This window comes from Amnibacterium endophyticum (assembly GCF_042680685.1).
Classification (GTDB): Bacteria; Actinomycetota; Actinomycetes; order Actinomycetales; family Microbacteriaceae; genus Amnibacterium; species Amnibacterium endophyticum.
This window is the reverse complement of record NZ_JBHUEA010000022.1, coordinates 8404-34405: the sequence shown is the minus strand read 5'-3', so window position 1 is coordinate 34405 and position 26002 is coordinate 8404. Positions and strand designations below refer to the sequence as shown.

The window sequence follows — 26002 nt, the reverse complement described above, 5'->3', positions numbered from 1 at the left end:
GTCCTCCGCGCCCGCCCTCCGCAGCTCCGTCGTCAGGCCTTGGCCGCGGCCTCGTCCTCGCTCGCGGCGGCCGCGTCGCCCTCGTCGACGACCTCGACCGGCTCGTCGGTCTCCTCGTCCGCGACGTCCTCGGGCGAGTCGGCGACCACGAAGTCGGACAGGTCGACGGCCTCGCCGTTCGTGTCGACGACCTTCACGCGACCGAGCAGCACGCTGATCGCCTTGCTGCGCGCGACCTCGCCGAGCAGCGCCTGCACGCCGTTGTTCGCCTGCAGGGCCTCGATGAACTCCTGCGGCTGCATGCCGTACTGCTGCGCGGACTGGACGACGTACTGCGCGAACTCGTCCTGCGAGACGCGGATGTCCTCCTGCTCGGCGACGGTGTCGAAGAGCAGCTGCGAGCGGAACGCCTTCTCGCTGGCCTCGGTCACCTCGGCGCGGTGCTCGTCGTCCTCGAGGCGCGACTCGCTCTCGAGGTGGCGGTGCACCTCGTCCTCGATCAACGACGCCGGCACCGGCACGTCGACCTCCGCGAGCAGGGCGTCCGCGATCTTGTCGCGGGCCTGCGACACCTGCGCGAACTTCTTCTGGCGCTCGACCTGGCCCCGGACGTCGTCCTTCAGCTCGTCGAGCGAGTCGAACTCGCTCGCCATCTGCGCGAAGTCGTCGTCGAGCTCGGGCAGGTCCCGCTCCTTCACCGCGAGCACGGTGACGTTGATCTCCGCCTCCTCGCCCTCGTGGTCGCCGCCGAGCAGCGTCGAGGAGAAGGTGGTCGACTCGCCCGCGGTCAGCGACTCGAGGGCCTCATCGATGCCCTCGATCAGCTCACCCGAGCCCATCTCGTACGAGATCGCGTTCGCGGTGTCGACCTGCTCGTCGCCGATGGTGGCGACGAGGTCGATCTGCACGAAGTCGCCGGTCGTCGCGGGACGGTCGACGGTGGACAGCGTGCCGAAGCGCCCGCGGAGCTCGTCCAGCTGCTGGGCGACGTCGTCGTCGGTGACCTCCAGCGGGTCGACCGAGACCGTCAGGCTGTCGAGCGGCGGCAGGGTGATCTCGGGGCGCACGTCGACCTCGACGGTCACCTGCAGGTCGCCGGAGAAGTCCTTGGCGTCCGGCCACGCCGTGATGTCGGCCTCGGGCCGCCCGAGCGGGCGGATGTCGTTGTCCTGCACCGCCTGGCGGAAGAAGCCGTCGAGGCCGCTGTTGACGGCCTGCTCGAGCACCGCGCCGCGCCCGACGCGCTGGTCGATGATGGGCGGCGGCACCTTGCCCTTCCGGAAGCCGGGGATCGTCACCTGCTCGGCGATCTCGCCGTACGCCGACGTGATGCTCGGCCGCAGGTCCTCCGGCGGCACGGTGATGGCGAGCTTCACCCGGGTCGGGCTCAGCTTCTCGACGGTCGTCTCGACCATGGGGAACTCCTCGTCTGGTGGCTGTCGGGGGCCGTCCGGCACCCGCTGTGCGGGCGGTCGGGGCGACAGGATTCGAACCTGCGGCCTCCCGCTCCCAAAGCGGGTGCTCTACCAAGCTGAGCTACGCCCCGCCGGCTCGGCCCCGCCTCGCTGCACGCGCCGGGGCCGGAACGACCGGCGGGAAGTCTAGCGAGTCGGCTGGGGGTTCCCCCTGGCACGGCGAAGGGGCCGCCCCGGATCCGGAGCGGCCCCTTCGAACACCGAAGCGATCAGTTGTCGGTGGCGAGGTGCGCGGCGAGGAACCAGCGGTCCTCGACGAGCCCGCGCTCGATCTCGATCGCGACGTCCTGGCTGTTCAGGTCGATGTCGTCCAGGCCCTTGACCGCCTTGCGGACGGTCACGACCGCGGCGTCCATCTGGGCGACGACCTGCTCGATCATCGGGCCGTAGTTCTGGAAGCCGTCCTGCATCACCGGCAGCGTGGTCTTCGCGGCGACCGTCTGCGGGCGCGCGTCGACCGGCAGACCGAGGGCGACGGTGCGCTCCGCGGCGAGGTCGGCGAACTCGCGGACGTGGTCGGTGATCTTGTCGAGCAGCTTGTGCACCGCGATGAAGTTGTCGCCGCGCACGTGCCAGTGCGCCTGCTTGGTGGCGAGCTGCAGGGCCTGCAGGTCCCACACGATCGGCGCCAGGTACTGCTGCGAGCCGTTGATGTCCTCGGCGCTGGCCTGGGTCTGGTCGATCACGGGCTCGGCCGGAGCGGCAGCCTTGAGGTCGGTCATGTCGTTGAATCCCTTCCGTCGACGTCTCATCCAGTGTCGGCGGCCCGTCTGGACATCGCCCGGACGAACGCTGCACGCGCGGTCAGGCCTCGGCGCCTCCCGCGGCCTGGTGCTCCTCGGCCTCCCGCTTCGCGAGCTCGGTGATCGCGAAGGACCCGCCGACGCCCGCGAGGAGGGCGAGCAGGCCGGCACCCGCTCCCCACCGGCTGCGGCCGACGAGCGCGTCGAGCGAGGCGCGACCGGGGCCGTCGGCGGCGATCGCGACCGCCGCCGCGATCAGCACGGCGTTGAACTCGTAGCCGCCCTTGGCGTTCCAGACGCCGTTCTTCGCGTGGACGGTGCGGATGGCGGTCGTCATCGCGCCGATGACCGCGGCCGCAGCGGCCGGCGTCGCGGCGCCGAGCGCCAGCGCCGCCCCGCCCGCGGTCTCGCTCCACGCAGCGGCGAGCGCGTTCCGGCGGGCCGGGTGGAGGCCGAGCGACTGCATCATGCCGGTCGTGCCCTCGATGCCGGGCCCGTCGAAGGTGCCGCGCAGCTTCTGCAGGCCGTGGGCGGTGAGCAGGCCGCCGACGGTGAGCCGGAGTGCGAGGGTGCCGAGCGCCATGGGGGCGTCCTTCCGTTGTGGGACGAGGTCGCGAGCACGCTAGTGCGGTGCTGCTCGGGGTCGTCCGAGGGCGGCTCAGCGCAGCAGCGGCGCGATCTCCCGGCCGACCGTGCCGACGTAGGCCTCCGGGTCGGGCTCGTCGTCCATCGGCTGCAGGACGACGGTGCCCGCACCGGCCTCGATCCACGGGCGCACGCCGTCGGCGACCTCGGCGGGCGTGCCGGCGGCGCCGAGCAGCCGGTCCTCGGGGAAGCGCCAGCGGCGGGCGTTCGCCGCGAGCCGCTCCCCCGCGCCCGGCCCGAACGCGGCGGGCACGAAGACGACGACCTCCATCGGGCCGGTCACGCCGGCGGCGTCCCGCGCCTGCTGCGCGATCCCGATGGCCTCACGGGTGCGCTCCGGCGTGGTGCCGCCGGGCAGGATCAGCCCGTCGGCCCGCGCGCCGACGAGCGCCAGCGTCTTCGGCCCCTCCGCGCCGGCGAGCACGGCCGGTGGGCGCTCGGGCGGCCAGTCCAGCCGCACGCGGTCGAGGCGGACGTAGCGGCCGTCGGCCGTGACCTCCTCGCCGCGGAGCAGCGCGCGGACGGCGTCGAGGTGCTCCCCGAGCAGCGTGAGCGGGGAGGCGGCGCGGGCGCCGATCTGGCCCATCCAGTCGAGGACGCCGTGGCCGACGCCGATGATCGGCCGGCCCGGGAACAGCCGCTCGAGCGTGGCAGCCTCCATTGCGACCGTCGCCGCGTTGCGCATCGGCGTCGGCATCAGGCCGATGCCGACGCGCAGGCGCTCCGTCCACGCCAGCGCCGCGGCCATGGTCGCGACGGCGGACTCCTTGAAGCAGTCCTCCCAGAGCCACAGCTGCTCGAGGCCCGCCGCGTCGGCCGCCTCAGCGACCGGGCGGAGCCGTTCGGGCGGGAAGGAGGGCAGGAAGATCGCGCCGACGCTCGTCATGCCCCCGATCCGATCAGGAGCCGCCGGAAGAACGCTGCCCGTCGATCAGGTTCAGCAGCACGGACCCGTTCACCGCGTCGATCCGCACGTCCTGCCGGACGCCGTCCGCGTTGGTGACGTCGCCCTGCCAGACCACCCGGTCGCGGTACTGGGTCAGCTCGATCGCGGTGACCCGGCCCTTCGGCACCGCGGCGCGCATGCGGTCCGCGGCGTCGGCGAGCGAGATCGACGCGGCCGCGACCTGCGCGCGGTTCGCCGACATCGTGTCGGCACTGGTGGGCACCTCGGACGGCCCGGCGAGCAGGCGGCCCGCGCCGCCGAGGTGCAGCTCCTGCGTCGACCCGTCCTCCTCCACCACCCGCACGTCCCAGACGGTGCCGAAGGACTCGTCGTCCACGGCGGTGACGGTGCCCGTGCCGCCGACGGCGCGGAGCGCGAGGCCGGCGATCGAGGTCACGGAGCGGGTCGAGGTCGTCGGGGTGGGCGTGGGCGTCGCGGTCGCGCTCGGGGTGAGCACGGGCAGCGGCGACGGTGTCGTGCAGGCCGAGAGGGCGAGCACCGCCGCGGGGAGGACCGCGGCGAGGGCGATGCGGGCGGGTGGGCGCATGGGGTCCTCCTGGTGGGGTGCGCCCATCGAACCGCGTCCAGCCGCGGAATCGCTGCGCGCACGGCAGGATGGCGCGCGTGACCTCCGTGCTCTTCGTCTGCGTCCACAACGCCGGCCGGTCGCAGATGGCCGCCGGCTTCCTGCGCACGCTCGCCCCCGACGTCGAGGTGCTGTCCGCCGGCAGCGAGCCCGCGGACCGGGTGAACCCGGTCGCGGTGGCCGCGATGGCCGAGGTCGGCGTCGACGTCGCCGGGAACCCGCCGCGGCTGCTGGACCGCGAGGACGTCCGCGCCTCCGACGTGGTGATCACGATGGGCTGCGGCGACGCCTGCCCGATCTTCCCCGGCAAGCGCTACGAGGACTGGGAGCTGACCGACCCGGCCGGGCTTCCGCTGGAGCAGGTGCGCCCGATCCGCGACGAGATCGAGGGCCGGGTACGGGGGCTGATCGAGTCGCTCCGCTGAGCCCGGGAGGGGCGCCCGCCTACGACTTCTCGCAGGCGATGCCGTCCTTGTCCCGGTCGCTCCTCCTGTTCGCGAGGTAGAGCGCGGTGGAAAACTTGACGTGGCCCTTGAGGGCACGCTTGCCGTGGGTGGTCCTGTTCCACTTCACCCCCTCCTTCGCGATGCCGCCCGAGTAGACGCGGTGGATCGCGGTGCAGTTCGCGTAGACCTTGGCGGAGGCGTGCGCCGGCGCGGCCGTCGCGGGGAACGCGGGCGCGAGCGTCATCCCGGCCGCGAGGGCGACGGCGACGACGAGCGAGCGGGGACGGGGCACGGGCGGCTCCTTCGGTGAGGGGATCCGCTCGCATCATGGACCGATCGGGCCCGCGCCCGCGACCCCCGCGGTCGCTCGCACCGCCTCCGACCGGATCCCGCCCACCCCGTAGCGTGGCGCGGTGACCACGCTCCCCGCAGCGCCGCTCGCCCGCCGCGCCCTCGGGCTCGGCGCGTTCACGATCGCCTACAACGTCGCCGAGGGCGTCGTCGCGGTGATCGCCGGGCTGGCCGCGGGCGCCATCGCGCTCGTCGGCTTCGGTTTCGACTCCGCGATCGAGGTGGTGTCGGCGACGGTGGTCGTCGTCCGCCTGGCGGCCGAGGTCCGCGGCGCCGAGCCGGACGAGCGCCGTGAGAAGGTCGCGCTCCGCGTGGTCGCCGTCACCTTCTTCCTCCTGGCGGCCTACCTGGTGGTCGGGGGCGTCCGCGACCTGGTCGTCGCCGAGCGGCCGGACACCAGCGTCCTCGGCATCGCGCTCACCGCCGTCTCGATCGTCGTCATGCCCGTGCTCGCCGCGCTCAAGCGCCGGGTCGGGCTCGCGATGGGCTCGGCGCTGGTCGTCGCGGACGCAGCCGAGACGCGCCTGTGCGCCGTGCTGTCGGTGACCACATTCCTGTCGCTGCTGCTGTACCTGCTGCTCGGCTGGACGTGGCTCGACCCGGTCGCCGGCTTCGTGATCGCGGCGTTCGCGGTGATGGAAGGCCGGGAGGCCTGGGAGGGCGAGCTGGTCGAGGACGACTAGACGCGCTCGGGCTCGTCGCTCAGGGGATGACGCGAATCGAACCTTTCGCGACTGCTGATCCCACAGCTCGCCACGCCCGGACGGGAGCCGGTTCTCACCCGGACTTCGTCATGTGGACGGGGTCTTCAGTGCGGATCACTGCGGAGTGCCGGGCCATGGCGCGCGTGCTGGCCACGTTCACCAAGCTCGAACAGGCGCCGATCAGTGCTCGCAAAGAAGTCGCCCTGCTGCTCGCGACGCCTACGGCGAGATGAACTCGCGGGCGTCCTCCAACGCGTCGTGCTGGTCCGCGAGACAGGCGACTAGCTTCGCACCACCACCGCCGGCACGCGCACCGCTGAGCCGGTTCTGTCACCCACCGGCTTGCCGAGGTGGCAAGAGTCCACCGTGCGCCGTGCCTGCGCGGCCGCGACGCGGACCGCGGAGCGGACCTAGGAATCCTCGACGCGGTCCCGGCTCGCCTGACCGAGCGTGGCATGCGCGACATCGCCGACGAGGCGAGGCTCGCCTGGGTCGCGATGGTCGCCACGACCGCGGACGGCGGCTCCTGGCCCCGTCTACCGATCGAGGTCGCCGACCGCCCAGCGTTGACCGACGCGCTGGCGAGCGCGGTCGAGGTCCGCACCTGGGAGCGGCGGTACAGCGGTGCGCGCGTCAGTCCGTGCGTGCTTTCTCGCGGCGGTAGCGGCGGATACCGAGAACGAGCAGGGCGATGCCGATCGCGGTGGTCGCCGCCCCGAGCGCCACACCCCACGGCTCATCAAGATGAGCCAGCCCGTTCAGCACGCCGGAGACGACTTGCAACCCGCCGAGAACGGCCATCGCCGCATAGAGCGTCGGGTCCCGCTGGCTCACCACACCTGGCACCGTACCCAGGTCCCCTCAGTCGCCTCCGCGGCGCTGCTGCAACCAGGTCACCCCGACGCCGGCCAGGACTGCCACGCCACCGGCGACGAGCAGCCCGCCGCGGAAGTTGACCGTGACGGACAGCAGCACCCCGAGGACGACGAGACCGACACCGACCAGGACGAGCATGCGCATCCGCTCCCTCGTCACCGGCCCGACGGTACCGGTTCCGCAGCTACCACCCACCCACCCACGACTGAAAGGCACTACCCATGTCCGTCGACCACTTCGACTCCCGCAAGATCCTCGCCAACCCCGCCCTCACCACCGAGACCGTCCTGGTGGGCGACCTCGCTCCCGGCGACTTGATCTACGTCCTCGACGACACCTCCGGCCCGGAGCCTTGGCGCGTCCGGTACCTCGACCGCTTCCCGGGCGGCTTCGTCAACGTGCACGCGACGCCCGGCGCGCTCCTGCACCGCACGACGACGCGGTCCGTCGGCACCTGGGACGGCACGGTCCAGGCCGTGAAGCGGGTGGTGCTGTAGATGGCGCACGTCCGCGAGGTGGCCCGCAAGGGCGGCCGGGCCTACGAGGTCCGCTGGAAGGACGCGGGCCGCGACCGGCAGCGCACCTTCGCCCAGCGCAGGGCCGCCGACCGCTTCGCCCTGCGGATCGAGAACGAGCTAGCAGAGGGCGTAAGCACGGCGCCGCTCCTGCGGCGACAGCAGATCTTCCGCGAGGTGGCCGAGGCGTCGCTCGCGGCCAGCCGACCGCGGCTCAAGGCGAGCACCTACGCCGGGTACGAGCAGCTGTACGCCGCCGCGGTCTACCCCACCTTCGGCGCGCGGCGGCTGTCGGCCATCACCGGGCAGGACGTGGAGGCGTGGCTCGCGAGCCTCATTGCGGCCGGGCGGGAGGCGAACACGGTGCGGAACCACTACGTCGCGCTGCACAAGGTGTTCCGGTACGCCCTGCGCCACCGGCTCGTCGCGCACGACCCGTGCGCTGGGGTGGACGTGCCCCGCCCCGGCACGCGCGAGGACTTCGCGGCCGTCTTCCTCACCCCGACACAGGTGGAGGCGATCGCGGCCGACCTCGACGCGCATCCGCCCTACGGACTCGTGGTGCGGTTCGCTGCCGGAACCGGGCTCAGGGCCGCGGAGGTGGCTGGGCTGCGGGTGCGGGACGTGAACCTGTCCGCCGGCCACATCGAAGTGCGGCAGACCGTCCGGAAGGTGAACGGCGCCTGGACCACGGACACGCCCAAGTCCGCCCGCAGCACCCGCAACGTGCCGATCCTGTCGCGGGCGCTGACCGCCGAGCTGCGGCGCTACCTGCTGACCCACCCGGCGTCCGGCGACCCCGACGCGCTGTTCTGGCCCGGCCGCGCGAACGGGTCGCGGCGCCTCGACTGGTCGCGGCCGATGGACGTCGGCGGGCTGCGCCGGTACTACCTGCTGCCTGCCGCCGAGCGAGCGGGGCTCCCCCACCTGCGGTTCCACGACCTGCGGCACACCTTCGCGTCGCTGGCGCTCGCCGCGGGCTTCCAGCCGGTCGTCGTGAGCCGATGGATGGGGCACGCCTCCGTCACCACGACAGACACCGTCTACGGCCACTTGTACCCGACCGACTATGCGCAGCAGGTCGACCGGTTCGAGGCCTACGTCACCGCCTCCAGCTAGCTCTGCTCGAGAAACTGGACTAGTCGTCGGTCCTGCAGACCGAACCAAGCGTTGTACATAAAAGCCTCGTTGTGAGCCAGCTGATCCATTTCCCGAATCACGGCCCGCAAATCCGAGTCGTCTAGATCCGTCAATGCGTGTCGAACACCCGGATTTGTAACGACATTAACGAACGCAGGCTCTGCCTTGTCGGTCCAGTAGAAAGCAAAGTTGACATAGGAGTTCGACTGCCCACGCTTATTGACGACAATACCGCGGTAGACGTCGAATTGCACGAGGGAACTGGTAGCGGTCTCGTCGTCGGAAGGAAGACCCGTTAAGTCGAAGAGCTGCACCGCCATTCCTTTAGCACGCTCGATCAAGCCGAGCCGCTGACCTGTCTCCTGGGAATCCCCGAGGCGCGCCCGGGCAGACATGACTTCTGCCTTCCGCAGAATTGTCTTCCAGTAGGACAGATCACTCTTCTCGGGAACGAGTTGCACAAGGGCGCGGATCTCTCCCCACTTCTCGTCAAGAACGAGGGCGCCGCCGACGCCGTACAGGTAAAGGAGGACCGCATCGCTGCCTTCGATGAAGCGCACTTGTAACCGGTCGATCGCATTGTAGATTGCCTGGAAGGACGAAAGCGATGAACTCAAGATCGAGCGCATGTCGTACCGAGCGGAAAGTACCGCGATGACTCCCAGCCTAAGAAGCTGATCTGACAGCTGTACGACCGCCGTTTCTGATCTGTGGGCTCCCTCAACAGCTCGGAGAGCACTTGCGCGCACTCGACGAAGGAGTACGTCCAAGCCCACGCGGTCTTCACGGCGAATTAGCTGAAGCACAGACTGCTCCAGCGCCTCCAGAGGAATGTCTACTGACACGTTGACGTAGCCACCAGATTCGAAGATTGGCGACTGGCCGCGGATCGTAGCGAAAACGTCGGCGCGCCACTGCTCCTTTCGTTGCTCGATCACTCGCTCTACCAAATCCCGGGCCTCGTGATAATTCCAACGCTCGCTTGACGTACCACGACGAACGAATACGTCGCCTGCTCTCCATAATGTCTTTTGCTTATCCAGACGGTCCTGGTACTGACCATCTCGATCCATGATGCGAAACCCGCTTACATGGGCTCCGACACCGAGCAATAGGAACCAGTGATCATTCAATACATGGAGGCCCACAGTGAGGTCAAGCGGCTCACCTAGTACGGAGATGAGACGGCTGCGGACCTTTTGCTCATCGAAAGCGCCGGGCGCAGGCTCGTTGAATAGACCGCTCGGCGCGCCATCGTCATTGGCGCCAATCAGGATGTATCCACCTGACGGAAGAGCCTCTATAGCAGCAACATCCTTCGCCAGCTCCACGAGATCGTGCCGCTCGTCGACGCTCCACGTGGCCTTGTAGTCGAGTTCCGGAGTCTCTACGCCCTGCGCAAGCAAACTCCGCAGTCGGTTCAGGTCTACATCCACGGAAGAACCATAAGGACCCTCTCCGACACCGCGGGGTTTTGGCGGGGATCTACCCGTTGTGACGAAAGAAGCCCCGGTCGGAACTTGGTCCTGACCAGGGCTTCTATCGGAGGGGATGACGGGAATCGAACCCGCACCACCAGTTTGGAAGACTGGAGCTCTGCCATTGAGCTACATCCCCGCAGCGCCTTGAGGCGCCGGGTCGATCGTACCGGGCACGCGGGCCGCGCCCCGGACCCTCGCGCGGTAGCCGTGCCGTCGCGCGGTGGGTCGACCTACCGCGCGAGGGCGCGGCTACCGCGCGAGGTGGTGCGGGTACCGCGCGAGGTGGTGCGGGTACCGCGCGGCGCCCGCCGGCGAGCTCAGTCGAGGTCGAGGCGGGTGCGCCACGGGCGGCCCGCGGCGGTGCGGCGGGAGGCCGCCTTCGCGCGGGCCTGGCGCAGGTCCTCCGCGAGCACGAGCATCCGCGCCACGTCGAGGGCGAGCCGGTCCTGCTCGTCCGGGCCTGCCGACGGGTGGTTCATGCGCGCGACCAGCGAGGCGGTCGCCTCGCGGACGCGCTGCTGCTCCTCGGCCAGGCGGTCGAGGTCGGTGTGGATCGCGGAGCCGCCGTCTTCGTCGAGGAGGCCCGTCTCGAGCGCGAGGCCGGCGGGGCGGAAGCGGGTCTCCGCCGCGGTGATGAGGGTCATGCCCTCGACGATGCGCGGGCGGGTCGACAGCGGCGTGACGCCCGGACGAACGTCGGGTGAACGGGGCGCGCGCCTACCGGCGGTGGGTGAACCGGCCCGCCACCAGGGTCATCGCCACCGAGCCCTCCTCGAGCCGGTCGACGGGCGCGTCCAGCACGACGAGGTCCGCCGGGTCGCCGGCCCGGGGCTCGGCGCGGCCGCGGGTGGCGGCGCGGAGCGCCTCGTCGAGCCCGATCCGCTGCTCCGGATGCCACGGGTCCTCCCCCGGCTGGGCCCGGTCGACCGCGGCCCGCATCGCGAGCAGCGGGTCGAGGGGCGCGACCGGGGCGTCGGAGCCGAAGGCGAGGGTCGCGCCCGCGTCGAGCAGGCTGCGGAGCGGGTAGGCCCGCGCGGTCCGGCCGGCCCAGTGCTCCGCCGCGACCTCGCGGTCGTCGAGCAGGTGCGCCGGCTGCACGCTCGCCGTCACCCCGAGGGCCGCGAAGCGCGGGAGGTCGCCGTCTGCGACCAGCTGCGCGTGCTCCATCCGGCCGCCGATGCCCGCGGCCTCGAACCCGTCGAGCGCGGCGGTCACCGCCGCGTCCCCGATCGCGTGCACCGCGGGCACGAGGCGGGCGGCACGCGCGCGGGCGAGCAGCGCCCCGAGCTCGTCCCGCGGCACGGTGAGCAGGCCGTGCGAGCCGTCGGGGTAGGGGTCGACGCAGTAGGCGGTGCGGGTGTTCAGCGCCCCGTCGATCAGGGTCTTCAGCGGCCCGACGCGCAGCAGCCCGCCCGTGCCCTCGACGTCGTCGCCGGTCGCGAGCCCGGACGCCTCGGCGCGCGCGAGGTCGGGCGGGTACACGGCCGCCTCGATCCGCGGGCCGGCCCACTCCCCGCTCATCCGCTCGCGCCAGGCGTCGCGGCTCCAGGCCATCTCGAAGTCGACGATGCCGGTCACGCCCCGGGCGGAGGCCGCGGCCAGCAGGGCCGCGACCGCCGGCCCCACGCGCCGCTGCTCGAGCACGCTGGTCTCGCGGCTGACGGCGAAGGCGGGCCCCTCGCGCAGCAGCCCGTCCTCCCCCGGCTCCGCGCCGAAGCGGCGCGCGGCCGCCGACGACAGCCAGACGGCGTGCACGTCGTGGCTGATCAGCACCACCGTCCGCTCCCCGGCGACGGCGTCGATCGCCGCGAGGGTCGGCGCGTCCGGCCACAGGCCGTCCTGGAACCCGAGGCCCACGACCGGTTCGTCGTCCGTCGCCCCAGCGAGCGCCGGCGCCATCCGCGCGAGCGTCTCGGCCGCCGACTCCGTGCCGCCGAGCGGCACCCGCACCGCGGCGAGCGCCGCCTGCACGACGTGGACGTGCTCGTCCCAGAGGCCGCGGATCACCTCGCGCCCGTCGAGGTCCACGACCTCGGCGCCGCCGGCCTCGAGCGACGGGCCGACCGCCGCGACGACGCCGCCGCCGAGCCGCAGGTCGACGAGCGCGCCGCGGACGCGGGCGCGCCGCAGCAGCAGCGCGCTCAGCCCTGCTCCCCGGCGGGCTCGGGCCGCGTCTGCCAGCCCGGGGCCCAGTACAGATTGCGCCCGCCCATGTCCTCCATGACGACCGTCCCGCGGCCGCGGGGGCTCTTCAGCCCCGTGCGCTTGTAGACGTAGTGCCGCTCGTTGCGGTCCGCCATCGCCCGGCGGTAGTCGTCCTCGCTGGAGAGGTCGTCGCGGGTCATCATCTGCCCGGTCTCAACGCCGATGGCGAGCAGGTGCGCCCAGTCCTTCCAGAGGCGCCGCAGCGCGCGCTCCGGGATCGCCTTGCCCGGCGCGTGCGGGTTCAGCCGGGCGCGGAACAGCAGCTCGGCGCGGTAGATGTTGCCGATCCCGGCCACGACGGACTGATCCATCAGCTGCAGGCCGATCGGCGTCGCCGAGCGCATGACCCGCTGCACGAACCGGTCCTCGGCGCGCTTGCCCGCGTCGTGCATGGGATCGGGCCCGATCTTGCCGAGCAGCCGCTCGACCTGCTCGGGGGTGAACACCTCGCAGGCGGTCGGGCCGCGCAGGTCGGCGACGGCCGTGTCGGTCAGCAGCCGCAGCCGCACCTGGCCGACGGGCGGCGGCGGGAACTCGGTCAGCTCGTCGGTGCGCTCGACCTCGGACTCCGCCATCCGGACCCGGGTGCGGCGGGGCGCGCCGATGGAGGCGGTGGAGTCCTCGTTGTTCTCGACCTTGAGGTTGCGCTCCCCCGGCAGCGCGCGGGCGGCGGCGAGCTGCTCCGGCGTCGCCTCCTCGAGGGCGCCCGGCCGCAGGCCCGCGACCTGCTCGACCCGGCCGCTCGAGTCCGGCACGTCGGCGGTCGTGAAGACCGGGTCCGGCGACACCTCGCCCGCGAAGTCCCACGCGCCGTAGAGGCCGAGGTGGACGTGCAGCGTGCGGTCGCCCTCGAACCCGAGCAGCAGGTGCTTGCCGACCGCGCTGGAGGCCACGAGCTCGCGCCCGTCCAGCTCGGCGGCGCCGGCGGCGAAGCGGCCCTGCGGGCTCGAGGCGGCGACCCGGTGCCCGACGAGGTTCCGACGGAACTGCAGCGCGATCCGATGGATCGAGTGGCCCTCGGGCATCGGTCAGGCCGTCAGCTCGTCTGTGGGGTGGGCCGCGATCGTGCCCGTCGACTCGTACTCCGCCAGCTGCGCGATGCGGCGGGCGTGCCGCTCCTCGCCCGAGAACGGCTCGGCGAGGAACAGGTCGATCAGCCGCACCGCCTCCTCGAGGGTGTGCTGGCGGGCGCCGATCGCGCAGACGTTCGCGTCGTTGTGCTGGCGGGCGAGCAGGGCGGTCGCCTCGTTCCAGATCAGCGCCGCGCGCACGCCCCGCACCTTGTTCGCCGCGATCTGCTCGCCGTTGCCGCTGCCGCCGAAGACGACGCCGAGCGCGACGACGCCCGCGGCCTGGTCGTTCACGACCCCGACGGCGGCGTCGATGCAGAACGAGGGGTAGTCGTCGAGGGGCTCGTACGACGTCGGCCCGTGGTCGACGACCTCGTGCCCCCGGGACTCCAGGTGCCCCTTCAGATGCTTCGAGAAGTCGAGGCCGGCGTGGTCCGTGCCGAGGTGCACCCGCATGGCTCCGCAGTCTAGGGCGGCGCCGCCGAGGCCCCCTCGGCGGTCCCATCGAGCGGCGTTTAGGCTCGTCCGCCGACGCCTGCGAGGAGGACCCATGCCCGGAGAGAACCTGACGCGAGTCGAGGCCGAGGAGCGCGCCGCGGTCGTGCAGCCGACCTCCTACGAGGTCGAGCTCGACCTGACCCGCGGATCGGAGGTGTTCGGCTCGACGACCCGCGTGCGCTTCACCGGCACGCCCGGCGCCTCCACCTTCATCGACGCGATCACCCGCCAGGTGCACTCGGTGACCCTGAACGGCACGGCGCTCGAGCCCGCCGACGTGAACGACGGCGTGCGGATCCGCCTGCCCGAGCTGCAGGCCGAGAACGAGCTGGTCGTCGTCGCGGACGCCATGTACACGAACACGGGCGAGGGCCTGCACCGCTTCGTCGACCCCGTCGACGGCGAGGTGTACCTGTACACGCAGTTCGAGGTGCCGGACAGCCGCCGCATGTACGCGGTCTTCGAGCAGCCGGACCTGAAGGCCGAGTTCCGCTTCACCGTCACGGCGCCGTCGCGCTGGGCGGTCGTGTCCAACCAGCCGACGCCGGAGCCGCGGCAGGACGGCGAGGGCGTCGCGACGTGGGCGTTCGAGCCGACGCCGCGCATCTCCTCGTACATCACCGCGCTGATCGCGGGGCCGTACCGCAGCGTGCACGACGAGCTGACCTCCGCCGACGGCCGCACCATCGCGCTCGGCGCGTACGCCCGCGCCAGCCTGTTCGACCACCTCGACGCGGACTACGTCTTCGCGAAGACGAAGGAGGGCTTCGCGTTCTACGAGCGGATCTTCGGCGTGCCGTACCCGTTCGACAAGTACGACCAGCTGTTCGTGCCGGAGTACAACGCCGGCGCGATGGAGAACGCGGGCGCGGTCACCTTCACCGAGACCTACGTCTTCCGCTCGAAGGTCACCGAGGCGACCCGCGAGCGACGCGTCGTCACGATCCTCCACGAGCTCGCCCACATGTGGTTCGGCGACCTCGTGACGATGAAGTGGTGGAACGACCTCTGGCTGAACGAGTCGTTCGCCGAGTACATCTCCACCCTCGCCACGGCGGAGGCGACGGAGTGGGAGGGCGCCTGGACGACCTTCAACATCCTCGAGAAGAACTGGGCGTACGCGCAGGACCAGCTGCCGTCGACGCACCCGATCGTCGCCGAGATCCGCGACCTGGAGGACGTGCAGGTCAACTTCGACGGCATCACCTACGCCAAGGGCGCCTCCGTGCTGAAGCAGCTGGTCGCCTACGTCGGTCGCGAGCCCTTCCTCCAGGGGGTCGGCGCCTACTTCCGCAAGCACGCGTTCGGCAACACGACGCTGAAGGACCTGCTGGTCGAGCTGGAGGTCACGAGCGGCCGCGACCTGTCGCTGTGGAGCGCGTCGTGGCTCGAGACCGCCGGCGTGAACACGCTGACGCCGGAGATCGACACGGACGCCGACGGCTGGATCACCGGCTTCGCGATCCGGCAGACCGCGATCGAGGCGCAGCCGACGATCCGCCCGCACCGCCTCGCGGTCGGGTTCTACGAGCTCGAGGGCGAGCACCTCGTCCGGACGGAGCGCCTCGAGCTCGACGTCGCGGGCGACCGCACGGACGTGCCCGAGCTGGTCGGCAAGCGCCGGCCCGCGCTGGTGCTCGTGAACGACGACGACCTCGCGTACGCGAAGATCCGCCTGGACGAGGAGAGCCTGGAGAGCGCGATCGGGTACCTCGCCGCGATCGAGGACCCGCTGGCCCGCTCGCTGATCTGGAGCGCGGTGTGGGACGCGACGCGCGACGCCGAGGCGCGCCCGCGCGACTTCGTGCGCCTCGTGCTGAACAACATCGGCACCGAGACCGAGTCGACGACGCTGCGCCAGGTGCTCGCGCAGGCGGGGCTCGCCGCGTCCGCGTACACCGCGCCGGAGGTGCGCGAGGCGACGCTGACGGAGCTCGGCGACGGCATCCAGGCGCTCGCGGCCGCGGCCGAGGGCGGCTCCGACGCGCAGTTCCAGTTCGTCCGCGCGCTCGCCGGCATCGCCCGCACGCCCGGTCAGCTCGACTTCCTCCGCGGCCTGCTCGCCGGGTCCTCGCCCCTGCCCGGGCTCGACGTCGACACCGACCTGCGCTGGGAGCTGCTGATCGCGCTCGTCGCGGGCGGCCAGGCGGGCGACCCGGAGATCACGGCGACGCTCGCCGCGGACGACACCGCGACCGGCCGCGAGTCCGCCGCGCACGCGCGTGCCGCGATCCCGACCGAGGCGGGCAAGGCGGCCGCCTGGGCGTCCGTCGTGGATTCGGCCGCGCTGCCGAACGCGACCGTGCGCGCCACCGCTCGCGGCTTCCGCCGGGCGATCGACACCGACCTGCTGCGCCCGTACGTCGACCGGTACTTCGCGGTGATCGAGCGGCTGTGGCGCGAGCGCAGCTACGCGATCGCCGAGGCGCTGGTCGAGGGGCTGTACCCGTCGCCGCTCGCGGACCGCGACCTCGTCGCCGCGTCCCGCGCCTGGCTCGACGAGCACCCGGACGCGGCCCCCGCGCTGCGCCGCGTCGTCGTCGAGAGCACGGCCGGCGTCGAGCGTGCGCTCGCCGCGCAGGAGCGCGATGCCCGTGGGTGAGGTGCTGCACGCGCGGAACGCGCTGAACGACTTCTGGCAGGAGGTCTTCTCGCTCGGCAACGACGGCGACTGGACCACCGCCTGGTGGGGCAAGCTGATCATGATCGCGCTGATCGTCATCATCGCGCTGGTGGTCCGTGCGATCGCGCACTCCGCGATCCGGATCCTCGTCAACCGGATCGTCACGGGGGCGAAGCGCCGGCAGAAGGTCGAGGACACGCAGGCGCTGCTGCACTCCCCCGTCAGCGCCGCGCGGACGGTCCAGCGCACCCGCACGCTCGGGTCGGTGCTCAACAACATCGTGTCGTTCGTCGTCGTGGTGATCGCGCTGCTCAGCGTCGTCACGGTGATCAACCCGCAGATCACGGGCGCGTTCTCACTGATCACGGCCGCGCTGGGCGCCGGCCTCGGCTTCGGCGCGCAGAACCTCGTCAAGGACGTGCTGACCGGCCTGTTCATGGTCGCGGACGACCAGCTGGGCGTCGGCGACATCGTCGACACCGACCTCGCGACCGGCATCGTCGAGGCCGTCGGCATCCGGGTCACGCAGATCCGAGACGTGAACGGCGTGCTCTGGTACGTGCGCAACGGCGAGCTGACCCGGGTCGGGAACCGGTCGCAGGGCTGGTCCCGCGCGATCGTCGACGTGACCGTGCCGAAGAACGTCGACGTCGAGGCGGTGCAGCAGCAGCTGCTGCACGCGGCGAAGGCGGCGCTCGCCGGGCCCGAGTGGCGCCGCGTCGTCAGCGACGTGCCCGAGCTGTGGGGCATGGAGGGCGTCAGCGGCGACGGGATCGTGATCCGGGTCGTGGTGCGCACGCACGCGAACGCCCGCGACGACGTCGCCTGGTCGCTGCGCACCCACCTGCGCGAGGCGCTGGAGGACATCGGCGTGGAGCCCGCGGGCATGTCGAGCACGCGGCTGCAGGAGTTCGAGTTCGCCGGCTCGCTGCGGGGCGTCCGGCAGCCGCGCACCAGCCCCGTGCCGGTGCAGCGCCGCCGGAAGCCGAAGGCGCAGCACGCGGTCGAGCAGCCGCTGCCGCCCGCCCCGAGCGGCCCGAGGACCGGGGCTCGCGGCGCCGGCGGGGCGTCGGGTGCCTCCGGCGCGTCCGGTCCCGGTGCGACCGCGGAGCGGACCGATGGCGGCTGAGGCCGGCGCGTCGTTCTACGCCGCGGTCGGCGGCCGGCCGACGTTCGAGCGGCTCGTCGCGCGCTTCTACGAGGGCGTCGCGGCGGACCCGGAGCTGCGGGCGCTGTACCCGGAGGAGGACCTCGCGCCGGCGGCCGAGCGGCTGACGGGGTTCCTCGAGCAGTACTGGGGCGGGCCGACGACCTACAGCGAGCACCGCGGGCACCCGCGGCTGCGGATGCGGCACATGCCGTTCAAGGTGAACCCGGCGCAGCGCGACCGCTGGCTGCGGCACATGCGGGTCGCCGTCGACGACCTGCAGCTGCCGCCGCTGTACGAGGCGGAGCTCTGGGGCTACCTGGAGCGCGCCGCCCACGCGATGGTGAACACCTTCGAGGAGTAGCCGGCCGCTCAGGCGCGCAGGAACACCACGAGGCCCGTCACCGCGGACAGCGGCAGCACGACCACCGGCAGCACGAAGTGGACCGCGGCGGACGCTACCGCCTCGACCGGCCCCGCGTCGACGAGCAGCGGCGGCAGCGACCAGAGCAGGCCGGCGACCAGCAGGATCCCCTGCAGCACGGGCCAGACCGGCCCGAGCGGGCGACCGGAGCGCCGCACCGCCTGGGACACGACCGCCAGCGCGACGGCGAGCGGCAGCCAGATGGCGAGCACGACCCAGTTCCCGATCTCGTCGTCGACGAGGGCCCGGGCCGCCGCCGAGGCGTCGGCCAGCGGCAGGAGCCAGAGCGCGGCCGCGAGCAGGATCGCGGCCGGCACGCTCCACGCCAGCAGCAGCGCGCGCCGCTCCGTCGTCACGCCCTCACGGTACGACTCGGGCCCCGATCGCGCCTCAGGTGAGGACGAGGAGGCGCAGCAGCGCGACGCCGACCGTCAGCGCGCCGACGCAGGAGAGCACCACCACGAGCAGCACGCCGAGACCCGCGACGCGGGCCAGCCCCTTCGCGAGGCCCAGCCCGACGAGGACCGCGACGAGCGCGGTCAGAGGCGATCGGGCGACGGGCGGCACCTCTTCAGGCTAATCGCCGGTGTTCTGCCTGGTCGGCCCCCTGTTCAGGCGCCGTGCAGGGACCAGCCGCGGCGCTTGACGAGCACGTGCCCCCGGCGCGCGGAGAGGCGCGTCCAGGGCCCGGACTCGTAGACCGGGATCTCCTCCGCCGCGTCGCCGAGGAACCCGAGGCTGTGCGCCGCGAACGCCGCACCGGCCGGCACGTGCTCCACGGCCGGGATGGGCCGGCCCCACACCTCGGCGCGGACCCGGCGCACGATCGCCTCCCCCGCATCCGCGGGCAGCGCCTCGGCGACCTCGACGATGCCCGCGCGCGCGACCTCCGCGAGCGGGCCCGCCTCGGCGCGGTCGACCGCCTGCCAGCCGGACCTCGGCGGCGCGACGCCCGCCCACGTCACGGTCGCGACCTCGGCGGGGATCCCCACCCGGACCGACCCGTCCGCCTCGGGCGCCGCGGCCTGCAGCCGCGAGACGAGCGACGCGATCGGCACGACGGCGTCGAGCACCTGGTCGGGGTCCACCCCGACGGTCCTGAGGCCGAGCACGGTCGGCGTCTCGTCGAGCAGCCCGCCCGGGTGGAGCACCGCGGTGTACACCGCGAGCACGCCGCCGCCGGCGATCAGCCGCACGCTCGCGCGGTCGACGCGGTCGGCCCGGGACAGGTAGGTGACGAGATCGGTCAGCGCGGTCTCGTCCGGCAGCGTGAGGAAGCGGTCCATCGGGCTTCGTAAACTACCGGTTCCCGCACGACGAGGAGGCCCGCGTGGAACCTCTGCCCGCGATGCTCGCGGCGCTCGGGCTGGTCGACACCGGCGCCCGCACAATCGAGGACATCTTCACCGGCCCGTCGCAGTGGAACCCGAACGGGCGCGTCTTCGGCGGCCAGGTCCTCGCGCAGTCGGTCGTCGCCGCGAGCCGCACGGTCGCGCGCGACCGGCCGATCCACTCCACGCACGGGTACTTCCTGCGGGCCGGCGACGTCGAGGTGCCGATCACCTTCGCGGTCGACCGCATCCACGACGGCCGTTCCTTCTCCACCCGGCGCACGCAGGCGTACCAGCGGGGCGTGCCGATCTTCTCGATGATCGCGTCGTTCCAGACGGTGGACGACGGGCTCGACCACCAGGCGGCGATGCCGGAGGGCCTGCCCGATCCGGAGTCGCTGCCGGACGAGCGGGAGCTGCTCGGCGCCCTGCCGCATCCGATGGCCCGGTTCTGGAGCGCCCGCCCCTTCGACCTGCGGCACGTCGAGGCACCCGTGTACGTCGGACCGGCCGAGTCGCGATCGGCGCAGCAGGCCGTCTGGCTGCGCGCCCGCGGGCGGCTGCCGGAGGACCCGGTCGTGCACCGCGCCGCGCTCGCCTACGCGAGCGACTACACGATCCTCGAGCCCGTGCTGCGGCGGCACGGGGCCGCCTGGTCGACCCCGGGCCTGCGGGCGGCGAGCCTCGACCACGCGATGTGGTGGCACCGCCCCGCGCGGGTCGACGAGTGGCTCGTCTACGTGCAGGACTCCCCGAGCGCCACCGGCGGCCGCGGCCTCTCCCACGGCCGGATCTTCACCCGGGAGGGCGTGCTCGTGGCCTCGGTGGCGCAGGAGGGGATGCTCCGCGTGCCCGCAGAGGGCTGACGCGGGCTCAGCGCAGCGCCTCGGTCACCGCGCCCCAGCCGGGTGCGAGCTCTGCGGCGCGGACGCAGGCGAGCAGCATGCTCGCCTCGCCGGCGGCTCCGGTGCCCGCGATGTCGAAGGCCGTGCCGTGGTCGACCGACACGCGCACGGCCGGCAGGCCGACGGTGATGTTCACGCCGTCGTCGCCGTAGACCGACTTGAACGGCGCGTGGCCCTGGTCGTGGTAGCAGGCGATCAGGATCTTCCACCGCCCGCGCCGCATCGCGGCGGGGAAGAGCGCGTCGGCCGGGATCGGCCCGTCGACCGGGAGGCCCGCCGCCACCGACTCGGCGACCACCGGCTCGAGCACGTCCGCGTCCTCGTCCCCGAAGCTGCGGTGCTCGCCGGCGTGCGGGTTGAGGCCGGCGAGGCCGATCCGCTCGTCCGGCCGGCCGAGCGCCCGCGCGAACGCGTGCGCGAGGCGGATCACCTGGCGGGTGCGGTCGGGGGTCACGTCCTCGACGGCCTGCCGCAGCGAGACGTGGGTGGTCAGGTGGAAGACGTAGAGGTCGCCCGCCGACAGCACGAGGCTGTAGTCCTCCACCCCGAACTCGTGGGCGAGCAGCTCGGTGTGGCCGGCGAAGCCATGGCCGGCGGCGTGCATCGCGGCCTTGTTGAGGGGCGCGGTGACGATCGCGTCCGCCCGGCCGCGCTTGACGAGCGAGCACGCCTCCACGACGAAGCGGTAGGCGCCGTCGCCGGCGACCGGGTCGAGCCGCCCCCAGGGCAGCTCGGGCAGCGCGGGACCGGCCTGCACGAGCTCGATCGTGCGGGGGTCGTTCTCCGCGTCCCTCGGGTCGTCGAGGACGACGAGCGCGGCCGGGTCGTGGCCGACCGCGGCCATGCCGCGGCGCATGGCGCCCGCATCGCCCACGACGACGGGCACCGCGTGCTCGCGCAGCTCGGGGTGGTCGAGCAGCGTCTTGGCGGTGATCTCGGGGCCGATGCCGGCGACGTCGCCGAGGGTGAGCGCCAGGGTGGGTCGGGTCATCGGATCTCCTCGGTCAGGATGCGGATGAGGCGCCGGAGGTCGTCGGGCCCGCCGAAGCCGCCGGAGCGGCTGACGAGCAGCAGCCCGTCGGCGTCCCCGCCTCGGACGCGCCCCCAGGGCGTGCCGGGCAGCACGGACCCGCGCACCTCGACCCCGTCGGCGCCGAGCGCGCCGAGCAGCGCGTCGGTGCCGTCGCCGCCGATGACGACGACCGCGTCCGCGCCGTGCGTGGTCACGAGCGAGGCGGCGACGCGGGCGGCGGCGCGCGCCGCGGCCGTCGCGGCGGCGTGGTCGAGCCGGGTGTCCGGGGTCGCGGGCGGCCGGACGACCGGCACGAGGTAGCCGAGCGTCGCCAGCTGCGCCGTCGCGACGGGGTGGAGGGACGTCACCAGCACGACCGGCGCGGTGGCGCGCGGGCGCTCCTGCGCACGGGCGCCCCGCCGCGCACCGAGGGCGGCGGCGAGGCCGACCGCCCCGACGGGCACCGCCCGCGGTCCGCACGACTCGACGACGGCCGCGAGCCGGTCGAGGTCGGCCTCGTCGACCGCATCGACGACCAGCGCGGGGCCGGTGCCGACCAGCCCGGGCACGTCGTCCACGGCGACGAGCGGGGCGTCGAAGAGCACCGGCAGCCGGTCCTCCGTCGCGGGCGCCACCGGGTCGGCGCCGGCGGCCGAGGCGACCGCAGGCTGCCCGTGCACGAGCAGCCGTCCGCCCCGGACGGTCCGCCCAAGGGCCGGCGCGGCCGGGCACACCACCGCGGTGGCGCCGGGGTGCCAGGCGGACAGCGCGGTCCGCACGTGGGCGACGGGCCAGCCGCGCAGCGTCGAGTCGATCTTGACGAAGAGCCGCTCGACGTCGGCGGGCCGGATCGCCTCGTCCGCCGTCGCCGGCGGCGCGGCGCCGGCCCGGGACCCCGTGGACACGGCGAGCACGTCGGCGACCGCGGGGTCGCGGCCGGCGGCGTAGGCGACCGCGCCGCGGCCGGCGAACCCGACCGCGCCGTCGAGCGCGCCCGACACGTAGTCGGCGACGAGCAGCCAGTCGCGCACGGGATCAGCGGCGGCGCGAGAACGCGGTGGGCGGCTCGGCGAACGGCGCCCAGGCGGCCCGCTCGGCGTCGGTCACCCGACGCGGGCGCTGGGTCGCCGCGTCGACCAGCACGATGGTCGTCGCCGCCCGGGTGGTCAGCACCCGCGGCTCGAGCCCCTTGGGCGACCACACCTCGTAGTGCACGTCGAGGCTCGAGCCGCCGACCCGCGGCACCCAGAGCTCGCAGTCGAGCGGCTGCCGGCCGTACGGGATCGGGCGCAGGTACTCGACCTCCTGGTGCGCGACGAGGGTCAGGGTGTCCGCACCGGGCCGGCCGTCCAGCACGGCGGAGGACGACTCCCCCGCCGCGCCGGAACCCTCCGAGCCCGTCGCGGTGTCGGCGGTCGCCCAGAACGCCTGGATCCGCGCCTCCTCGAGCAGCCCGAGCATCGCCGCGTTGTTGACGTGCGCGTACGCGTCGATGTCGCTCCAGCGCAGCCGGAGCGGCACGTGCAGTCTCATGAGGCGCCGTGCCCGGCCACTAGGCGCGGGTCAGCTTGCGGTAGACGCCCCGGCCGGTGCGCAGCGCCTCCGGCCCGAGCCGCTCGGCCTTGTTCTGCTCGTACGCCTCGAAGTTGCCCTCGAACCAGTACCAGTTGCCCGGCTGCTCCGGCGTGCCCTCGTAGGCGAGGATGTGCGTCGCGATGCGGTCGAGGAACCAGCGGTCGTGGGTGATGACCACGGCGCAGCCGGGGAACTCGAGCAGCGCGTTCTCGAGGCTGCCGAGCGTCTCGGTGTCCAGGTCGTTCGTCGGCTCGTCGAGCAGCAGCAGGTTGCCGCCCTGCTTCAGCGTCAGCGCGAGGTTCAGCCGGTTCCGCTCACCGCCCGACAGCACGCCCGCGGGCTTCTGCTGGTCCGGGCCCTTGAACCCGAACGTCGAGACGTAGGCGCGGGACGGGATCTCCTGGTTGCCGACGTGGATGTAGTCGAGCCCGTCGGAGACGACCTGCCAGAGGGTCTTCTTCGGGTCGATCCCGCCGCGGTTCTGGTCGACGTAGGAGATGTCGACGGTCGAGCCGACGGTGAGGTCGCCGCCGTCGAGCGGCTCGAGGCCGACGATCGACTTGAACAGCGTCGTCTTGCCGACGCCGTTCGGGCCGATGACGCCGACGATGCCGTTGCGGGGCAGCGTGAAGGACAGCCCGTCGATCAGCACGCGGCCGTCGAAGCCCTTCTGCAGCTTCGACGCGTCGATCACCTGCGACCCGAGGCGCGGGCCGACCGGGATCTGGATCTCCTCGAAGTCGAGCTTCCGCGTGCGCTCCGCCTCCGCCACCATCTCCTCGTAGCGGGCGAGGCGCGCCTTCGACTTCGCCTGCCGGCCCTTGGTGTTCGAGCGCACCCACTCGAGCTCGTCGGAGAGCCGCTTCGCGAGCTTCTGGTCCTTCTTGCCCTGCACCGTGAGGCGCTCGCGCTTCTTCTCGAGGTAGGTCGAGTAGTTGCCCTCGTAGGGATAGAGGCGGCCGCGGTCGACCTCGGCGATCCACTGCGCGACGTTGTCGAGGAAGTACCGGTCGTGCGTGACGGCGAGCACGGCGCCGGGGTACTTCGACAGGTGCTGCTCGAGCCAGAGCACGCTCTCGGCGTCGAGGTGGTTGGTGGGCTCGTCGAGCAGCAGCAGGTCGGGCGCCTGGAGCAGCAGCTTGCAGAGCGCGACGCGGCGCTTCTCGCCGCCGGAGAGGTGCTCGACCATCGCGTCGCCCGGCGGGGTGCGCAGCGCGTCCATCGCCTGCTCCAGCTGCGCGTCGAGGTCCCAGCCGTTCGCGGCGTCGATCTCGTCCTGCAGCTTCGCCATCTCGTCGCCGAGCTTTTCGTAGTCGGCGTCGGGCTCGCCCATCTCGAGGCCGATCGCGTCGAAGCGCGCGAGCTTGGCCCGCAGCTCGGCGACGCCGTCCTGCACGTTCTCGAGCACGGTCTTCGACTCGTCGAGCTCGGGCTCCTGCATCAGGATGCCGACTGTGAAGCCCGGGGTGAGCTTCGCCTCCCCGTTGGACGGGGTGTCGAGCCCGGCCATGATCTTGAGGATCGTCGACTTCCCGGCGCCGTTCGGACCGACGACGCCGATCTTCGCGCCGGGGTAGAACGACATCGTCACGTCGTCGAGGATCAGCTTGTCGCCGTGCGCCTTGCGGGCGCGGACCATCTGGTAGATGTACTCCGCCATGCCGTGGATCCTACTTTCCGCGGCCCGGCCGGGTTCTCCGGCGGCCGCCGTCGTGGTGTTCAGAAGGGGGTGTCGGCCTCCGCCTGCGCGAGCGTCGACCACCCGGTCTCGCCGGTGCCGGCCGGGGACGGCTCCGGCACCGCTGCTCGCTGCTCCCTGATCGGCTCGGCCGGCTCCTGCGGCGGCGCCGGCCGCGAGGCCGCGGCCGGCGGGGCCTTCAGGAACGACGAGGTGCCGCTGCTGAGGTCGTGCCCGATCGCCGAGGCGCGCAGCTGCAGCACGCGGTGCGTCTCGCCGTCCTGCCCCGTCCACTCGTGGGGGCGCACGACCCCCTGCACGATCACCGGCTGACCGCGGCGCAGGGACGCCATCGCGTTGCGGCCGAGCCGGTCCCAGGCGCTCACCTCGTACCAGGTGGTGCCCCCGTCGCCCCAGCGCCCGTCCGGGCCGAGCACCCGGCTCGTGCGGGCGACGGTGAACTCGACCACCTCGCCCTTCGACGTCGACTTCGCCGCCGGGTCCCGGCCTAGCCGTCCGGTGATCGTGATCGTCTCCGCCATGTCCCGCTCCTCGTCGCTCGCCGTCATGGGAGCGGGACCCGGTCACCCGTGCCGGGGATGAAGATTCCGGGCCCCGCTGCGACGAGCGTGGACCGGCGAGGCGTCCGCGAGAGCACCGATCCGCTCGGATGCGTGGATCGGGCCGGATCGGCGCCTGGGGAGGAGCGGAGTCAGGCCGCCTTGACGTACTGGGCGTACGAGCGGCGCACCTTGTTCACCTTCGGCAGGGCGACGGCCATGCAGTAGCCCTGGTTCGGGTTCTTCGCGAAGAAGTCCTGGTGGTAGTCCTCGGCGACCCAGAAGCGGCCGAGGGGCTCGATCGTCGTCACGACGCGCCCGTCCCACACGTCGGCGGCCCGCTCGATCGCGGCCTCGAAGCGCGAGCGCTGCTCGTCGTCCGCCGGGAACATCGCGCTGCGGTACTGGGTGCCGACGTCGTTGCCCTGCCGGTTCAGCTGGCGCGGGTCGTGCAGCGTGAAGAACACGTCGAGGATCACGTCGCGCGGGATCACGTCCGGGTCGAACGTCACCTGCACGGCCTCCGCGTGCCCGGTCATCCCGGTGCAGACCGCCTCGTAGCTCGGGTGGCCGAGGCTGCCGCCGATGTAGCCGGACACCACGTCCTCGACGCCGTCGAGGGAGCGGTACACGGCGTCCAGGCACCAGAAGCAGCCGCCGGCGAGGGTGTAGGTCTCCATGCCGGGCCCAACCGCCCGCGGGCGGGTCGCATTCCGGAGCCTGTCGCCCGAGGGCGTTACTGTGCCGCGCATGTGGGCCGACATCGCGGCGTGGTTCCAGTCCCCCGGCGGCGCCCGGGTGCTGCAGACGGCGATCGTGCCGGCGCTCGCGATCCTGGTCGCGGGCGTGCTGGCGGCGCTGATCGGGCGCCGCGCGGTGGGTGCGGCGATCCGGCAGGCGGATCGCGAGCAGGCGGCGACCGCGGTCGCCGGCCTGGTCGAGGCCGCGCGGGCGACCGTTGACGGCGACGGCTCGCGCGGCGACCGCCGGCGGGCCTCGCGTCTCCGCAGCGAGGCCGACGTGCGCGTCCGGCTGCTGCCGCTGCCGGGTGGGACCCGCGCCGCGG

At 72.9% G+C, this 26002-nt stretch carries 30 protein-coding genes, 2 tRNA genes and 1 pseudogene; 9 read left to right on the top strand and 24 right to left on the bottom strand.

What is annotated here, in order from left to right:
• Nucleotides 1-32 precede the first annotated feature (32 nt).
• The 6 genes from tig to ACFSBI_RS13385 all read right to left on the bottom strand — a co-directional run bounded on the left by tig (nt 33) and on the right by ACFSBI_RS13385 (nt 4356).
• Complete coding sequence (tig, locus tag ACFSBI_RS13410; RefSeq protein ID WP_377935742.1) at nt 33-1415, bottom strand: trigger factor; 1383 nt, start codon at nt 1413-1415, stop codon at nt 33-35.
• Nucleotides 1416-1472: 57 nt separating this feature from the next.
• Nucleotides 1473-1546: transfer RNA gene (locus ACFSBI_RS13405), tRNA-Pro, on the bottom strand.
• A 138-nt stretch (nt 1547-1684) separates the two neighbouring features.
• The gene (locus ACFSBI_RS13400; protein ID WP_377935741.1) at nt 1685-2197 is read right to left on the bottom strand and encodes a Dps family protein; all 513 of its coding nucleotides are present in this window, start codon (nt 2195-2197) and stop codon (nt 1685-1687) included.
• 82 nt (nt 2198-2279) lie between these two features.
• On the bottom strand, nt 2280-2801 hold the full coding sequence (locus ACFSBI_RS13395; RefSeq protein WP_377935739.1) for a DoxX family protein: 522 nt from the start codon (nt 2799-2801) through the stop codon (nt 2280-2282).
• Between the two features lie 75 nt (nt 2802-2876).
• Nucleotides 2877-3749 carry an LLM class flavin-dependent oxidoreductase gene (locus ACFSBI_RS13390; protein ID WP_377935737.1) on the bottom strand — a complete coding sequence of 291 codons (873 nt, stop codon included), beginning with the start codon at nt 3747-3749 and terminating at the stop codon, nt 2877-2879.
• Nucleotides 3750-3762: 13 nt separating this feature from the next.
• A complete protein-coding gene (locus ACFSBI_RS13385) occupies nt 3763-4356 on the bottom strand; it encodes a PepSY domain-containing protein (protein WP_377935735.1) in 594 nt (197 codons plus the stop codon).
• Nucleotides 4357-4424: 68 nt separating this feature from the next.
• Here ACFSBI_RS13385 and ACFSBI_RS13380 point away from each other — a divergent pair, with 68 nt between their 5' ends.
• The gene (locus tag ACFSBI_RS13380) at nt 4425-4820 is read left to right on the top strand and encodes an arsenate reductase ArsC (RefSeq protein ID WP_377935733.1); all 396 of its coding nucleotides are present in this window, start codon (nt 4425-4427) and stop codon (nt 4818-4820) included.
• A 19-nt stretch (nt 4821-4839) separates the two neighbouring features.
• On the opposite strand, the gene ACFSBI_RS13375 is transcribed toward ACFSBI_RS13380, so the two are convergent.
• On the bottom strand, nt 4840-5133 hold the full coding sequence (locus tag ACFSBI_RS13375; RefSeq protein ID WP_377935731.1) for an excalibur calcium-binding domain-containing protein: 294 nt from the start codon (nt 5131-5133) through the stop codon (nt 4840-4842).
• 121 nt (nt 5134-5254) lie between these two features.
• Between ACFSBI_RS13375 and ACFSBI_RS13370 the strand changes: the two genes are divergently transcribed.
• Entirely contained in the window at nt 5255-5875 is a 621-nt protein-coding gene (locus ACFSBI_RS13370; RefSeq protein WP_377935729.1) for a cation efflux transmembrane domain-containing protein, read from the top strand.
• Nucleotides 5876-6529: 654 nt separating this feature from the next.
• Here ACFSBI_RS13370 and ACFSBI_RS13365 read toward each other — a convergent pair.
• The gene (locus tag ACFSBI_RS13365) at nt 6530-6730 is read right to left on the bottom strand and encodes a hypothetical protein (RefSeq protein ID WP_377935727.1); all 201 of its coding nucleotides are present in this window, start codon (nt 6728-6730) and stop codon (nt 6530-6532) included.
• A gap of 27 nt (nt 6731-6757) precedes the next feature.
• Complete coding sequence (locus ACFSBI_RS13360; RefSeq protein ID WP_377935725.1) at nt 6758-6931, bottom strand: hypothetical protein; 174 nt, start codon at nt 6929-6931, stop codon at nt 6758-6760.
• A 62-nt stretch (nt 6932-6993) separates the two neighbouring features.
• Between ACFSBI_RS13360 and ACFSBI_RS13355 the strand changes: the two genes are divergently transcribed.
• A complete protein-coding gene (locus tag ACFSBI_RS13355) occupies nt 6994-7269 on the top strand; it encodes a hypothetical protein (protein WP_377935723.1) in 276 nt (91 codons plus the stop codon).
• A complete protein-coding gene (locus tag ACFSBI_RS13350; protein ID WP_377935721.1) occupies nt 7270-8406 on the top strand; it encodes a tyrosine-type recombinase/integrase in 1137 nt (378 codons plus the stop codon). It begins immediately after the preceding gene.
• Here ACFSBI_RS13350 and ACFSBI_RS13345 read toward each other — a convergent pair.
• From ACFSBI_RS13345 to ACFSBI_RS13320, 6 genes are all read right to left on the bottom strand, one after another.
• Nucleotides 8403-9863 carry an AlbA family DNA-binding domain-containing protein gene (locus ACFSBI_RS13345; RefSeq protein ID WP_377935720.1) on the bottom strand — a complete coding sequence of 487 codons (1461 nt, stop codon included), beginning with the start codon at nt 9861-9863 and terminating at the stop codon, nt 8403-8405. The genes ACFSBI_RS13350 and ACFSBI_RS13345 overlap by 4 nt on opposite strands.
• A gap of 110 nt (nt 9864-9973) precedes the next feature.
• A tRNA-Gly gene (locus tag ACFSBI_RS13340) sits at nt 9974-10044 on the bottom strand.
• Between the two features lie 181 nt (nt 10045-10225).
• Complete coding sequence (locus tag ACFSBI_RS13335) at nt 10226-10552, bottom strand: hypothetical protein (RefSeq protein WP_377935718.1); 327 nt, start codon at nt 10550-10552, stop codon at nt 10226-10228.
• 73 nt (nt 10553-10625) lie between these two features.
• The gene (locus ACFSBI_RS13330; RefSeq protein ID WP_377935716.1) at nt 10626-11936 is read right to left on the bottom strand and encodes an amidohydrolase; all 1311 of its coding nucleotides are present in this window, start codon (nt 11934-11936) and stop codon (nt 10626-10628) included.
• Nucleotides 11937-12049: 113 nt separating this feature from the next.
• Nucleotides 12050-13138: an Fpg/Nei family DNA glycosylase gene (locus ACFSBI_RS13325; protein WP_377935714.1), complete on the bottom strand. Its 1089-nt coding sequence runs from the start codon at nt 13136-13138 to the stop codon at nt 12050-12052.
• Between the two features lie 3 nt (nt 13139-13141).
• The gene (locus ACFSBI_RS13320; RefSeq protein WP_377935712.1) at nt 13142-13639 is read right to left on the bottom strand and encodes a ribose-5-phosphate isomerase; all 498 of its coding nucleotides are present in this window, start codon (nt 13637-13639) and stop codon (nt 13142-13144) included.
• 94 nt (nt 13640-13733) lie between these two features.
• Between ACFSBI_RS13320 and pepN the strand changes: the two genes are divergently transcribed.
• The 3 genes from pepN to ACFSBI_RS13305 are packed head-to-tail and all read left to right on the top strand — an operon-like array spanning nt 13734 to nt 17815.
• Nucleotides 13734-16283, top strand: a complete 2550-nt coding sequence (gene pepN, locus ACFSBI_RS13315) for an aminopeptidase N (protein ID WP_377935710.1) — start codon at nt 13734-13736, stop codon at nt 16281-16283.
• Nucleotides 16270-17433, top strand: a complete 1164-nt coding sequence (locus tag ACFSBI_RS13310) for a mechanosensitive ion channel family protein (protein ID WP_377935709.1) — start codon at nt 16270-16272, stop codon at nt 17431-17433. The genes pepN and ACFSBI_RS13310 overlap by 14 nt, the downstream gene beginning before the upstream one ends.
• The gene (locus tag ACFSBI_RS13305; protein ID WP_377935707.1) at nt 17423-17815 is read left to right on the top strand and encodes a globin; all 393 of its coding nucleotides are present in this window, start codon (nt 17423-17425) and stop codon (nt 17813-17815) included. The genes ACFSBI_RS13310 and ACFSBI_RS13305 overlap by 11 nt, the downstream gene beginning before the upstream one ends.
• A gap of 8 nt (nt 17816-17823) precedes the next feature.
• On the opposite strand, the gene ACFSBI_RS13300 is transcribed toward ACFSBI_RS13305, so the two are convergent.
• From ACFSBI_RS13300 to ACFSBI_RS13290, 3 genes are read right to left on the bottom strand one after another with little or no spacing between them, the layout of a single operon-like run.
• Nucleotides 17824-18231, bottom strand: coding sequence for a hypothetical protein (locus tag ACFSBI_RS13300; protein WP_377935705.1), 408 nt, complete (start codon nt 18229-18231; stop codon nt 17824-17826).
• Between the two features lie 34 nt (nt 18232-18265).
• Nucleotides 18266-18442: a hypothetical protein gene (locus ACFSBI_RS13295; RefSeq protein WP_377935704.1), complete on the bottom strand. Its 177-nt coding sequence runs from the start codon at nt 18440-18442 to the stop codon at nt 18266-18268.
• Nucleotides 18443-18486: 44 nt separating this feature from the next.
• Nucleotides 18487-19161 (bottom strand): DUF8185 domain-containing protein, encoded by a 675-nt coding sequence (locus ACFSBI_RS13290; RefSeq protein WP_377935702.1) that lies wholly within the window; start codon nt 19159-19161, stop codon nt 18487-18489.
• Nucleotides 19162-19223: 62 nt separating this feature from the next.
• On the opposite strand from ACFSBI_RS13290, the gene ACFSBI_RS13285 reads away from it, so the two are divergent.
• The gene (locus ACFSBI_RS13285) at nt 19224-20072 is read left to right on the top strand and encodes an acyl-CoA thioesterase (RefSeq protein ID WP_377935783.1); all 849 of its coding nucleotides are present in this window, start codon (nt 19224-19226) and stop codon (nt 20070-20072) included.
• Nucleotides 20073-20079: 7 nt separating this feature from the next.
• Here ACFSBI_RS13285 and pdxA read toward each other — a convergent pair whose 3' ends face one another.
• From pdxA to msrA, 6 genes are all read right to left on the bottom strand, one after another.
• Nucleotides 20080-21102: a 4-hydroxythreonine-4-phosphate dehydrogenase PdxA gene (pdxA, locus tag ACFSBI_RS13280; protein WP_377935700.1), complete on the bottom strand. Its 1023-nt coding sequence runs from the start codon at nt 21100-21102 to the stop codon at nt 20080-20082.
• Nucleotides 21099-22154: a four-carbon acid sugar kinase family protein gene (locus ACFSBI_RS13275; protein WP_377935698.1), complete on the bottom strand. Its 1056-nt coding sequence runs from the start codon at nt 22152-22154 to the stop codon at nt 21099-21101. The genes pdxA and ACFSBI_RS13275 overlap by 4 nt, the downstream gene beginning before the upstream one ends.
• Before the next feature lie 4 nt (nt 22155-22158).
• The gene (locus ACFSBI_RS13270) at nt 22159-22656 is read right to left on the bottom strand and encodes an acyl-CoA thioesterase (protein WP_377935696.1); all 498 of its coding nucleotides are present in this window, start codon (nt 22654-22656) and stop codon (nt 22159-22161) included.
• A 19-nt stretch (nt 22657-22675) separates the two neighbouring features.
• Entirely contained in the window at nt 22676-24358 is a 1683-nt protein-coding gene (gene ettA, locus ACFSBI_RS13265; RefSeq protein ID WP_377935694.1) for an energy-dependent translational throttle protein EttA, read from the bottom strand.
• 59 nt (nt 24359-24417) lie between these two features.
• Complete coding sequence (locus ACFSBI_RS13260) at nt 24418-24918, bottom strand: single-stranded DNA-binding protein (protein ID WP_377935692.1); 501 nt, start codon at nt 24916-24918, stop codon at nt 24418-24420.
• A 170-nt stretch (nt 24919-25088) separates the two neighbouring features.
• Nucleotides 25089-25616 (bottom strand): peptide-methionine (S)-S-oxide reductase MsrA, encoded by a 528-nt coding sequence (gene msrA, locus ACFSBI_RS13255; RefSeq protein ID WP_377935690.1) that lies wholly within the window; start codon nt 25614-25616, stop codon nt 25089-25091.
• Nucleotides 25617-25686: 70 nt separating this feature from the next.
• Here msrA and ACFSBI_RS13250 point away from each other — a divergent pair.
• Nucleotides 25687-26002 (top strand): annotated as a pseudogene (locus ACFSBI_RS13250) (hypothetical protein); the annotation flags it as partial.

Bases quoted from the DNA above. Each gene is read 5' to 3' on its own strand.
- tig (WP_377935742.1), bottom strand. From the start codon at position 1,415: ATGGTCGAGACGACCGTCGAGAAGCTGAGCCCGACCCGGGTGAAGCTC.
- ACFSBI_RS13400 (WP_377935741.1), bottom strand. From the start codon at position 2,197: ATGACCGACCTCAAGGCTGCCGCTCCGGCCGAGCCCGTGATCGACCAG.
- ACFSBI_RS13395 (WP_377935739.1), bottom strand. From the start codon at position 2,801: ATGGCGCTCGGCACCCTCGCACTCCGGCTCACCGTCGGCGGCCTGCTC.
- ACFSBI_RS13390 (WP_377935737.1), bottom strand. From the start codon at position 3,749: ATGACGAGCGTCGGCGCGATCTTCCTGCCCTCCTTCCCGCCCGAACGG.
- ACFSBI_RS13385 (WP_377935735.1), bottom strand. From the start codon at position 4,356: ATGCGCCCACCCGCCCGCATCGCCCTCGCCGCGGTCCTCCCCGCGGCG.
- ACFSBI_RS13380 (WP_377935733.1), top strand. From the start codon at position 4,425: ATGGCGCGCGTGACCTCCGTGCTCTTCGTCTGCGTCCACAACGCCGGC.
- ACFSBI_RS13355 (WP_377935723.1), top strand. From the start codon at position 6,994: ATGTCCGTCGACCACTTCGACTCCCGCAAGATCCTCGCCAACCCCGCC.
- ACFSBI_RS13350 (WP_377935721.1), top strand. From the start codon at position 7,270: ATGGCGCACGTCCGCGAGGTGGCCCGCAAGGGCGGCCGGGCCTACGAG.
- ACFSBI_RS13335 (WP_377935718.1), bottom strand. From the start codon at position 10,552: ATGACCCTCATCACCGCGGCGGAGACCCGCTTCCGCCCCGCCGGCCTC.
- ACFSBI_RS13325 (WP_377935714.1), bottom strand. From the start codon at position 13,138: ATGCCCGAGGGCCACTCGATCCATCGGATCGCGCTGCAGTTCCGTCGG.
- ACFSBI_RS13320 (WP_377935712.1), bottom strand. From the start codon at position 13,639: ATGCGGGTGCACCTCGGCACGGACCACGCCGGCCTCGACTTCTCGAAG.
- pepN (WP_377935710.1), top strand. From the start codon at position 13,734: ATGCCCGGAGAGAACCTGACGCGAGTCGAGGCCGAGGAGCGCGCCGCG.
- ACFSBI_RS13310 (WP_377935709.1), top strand. From the start codon at position 16,270: ATGCCCGTGGGTGAGGTGCTGCACGCGCGGAACGCGCTGAACGACTTC.
- ACFSBI_RS13305 (WP_377935707.1), top strand. From the start codon at position 17,423: ATGGCGGCTGAGGCCGGCGCGTCGTTCTACGCCGCGGTCGGCGGCCGG.
- ACFSBI_RS13290 (WP_377935702.1), bottom strand. From the start codon at position 19,161: ATGGACCGCTTCCTCACGCTGCCGGACGAGACCGCGCTGACCGATCTC.
- ACFSBI_RS13285 (WP_377935783.1), top strand. From the start codon at position 19,224: ATGCTCGCGGCGCTCGGGCTGGTCGACACCGGCGCCCGCACAATCGAG.
- pdxA (WP_377935700.1), bottom strand. From the start codon at position 21,102: ATGACCCGACCCACCCTGGCGCTCACCCTCGGCGACGTCGCCGGCATC.
- ACFSBI_RS13270 (WP_377935696.1), bottom strand. From the start codon at position 22,656: ATGAGACTGCACGTGCCGCTCCGGCTGCGCTGGAGCGACATCGACGCG.
- ettA (WP_377935694.1), bottom strand. From the start codon at position 24,358: ATGGCGGAGTACATCTACCAGATGGTCCGCGCCCGCAAGGCGCACGGC.
- ACFSBI_RS13260 (WP_377935692.1), bottom strand. From the start codon at position 24,918: ATGGCGGAGACGATCACGATCACCGGACGGCTAGGCCGGGACCCGGCG.
- msrA (WP_377935690.1), bottom strand. From the start codon at position 25,616: ATGGAGACCTACACCCTCGCCGGCGGCTGCTTCTGGTGCCTGGACGCC.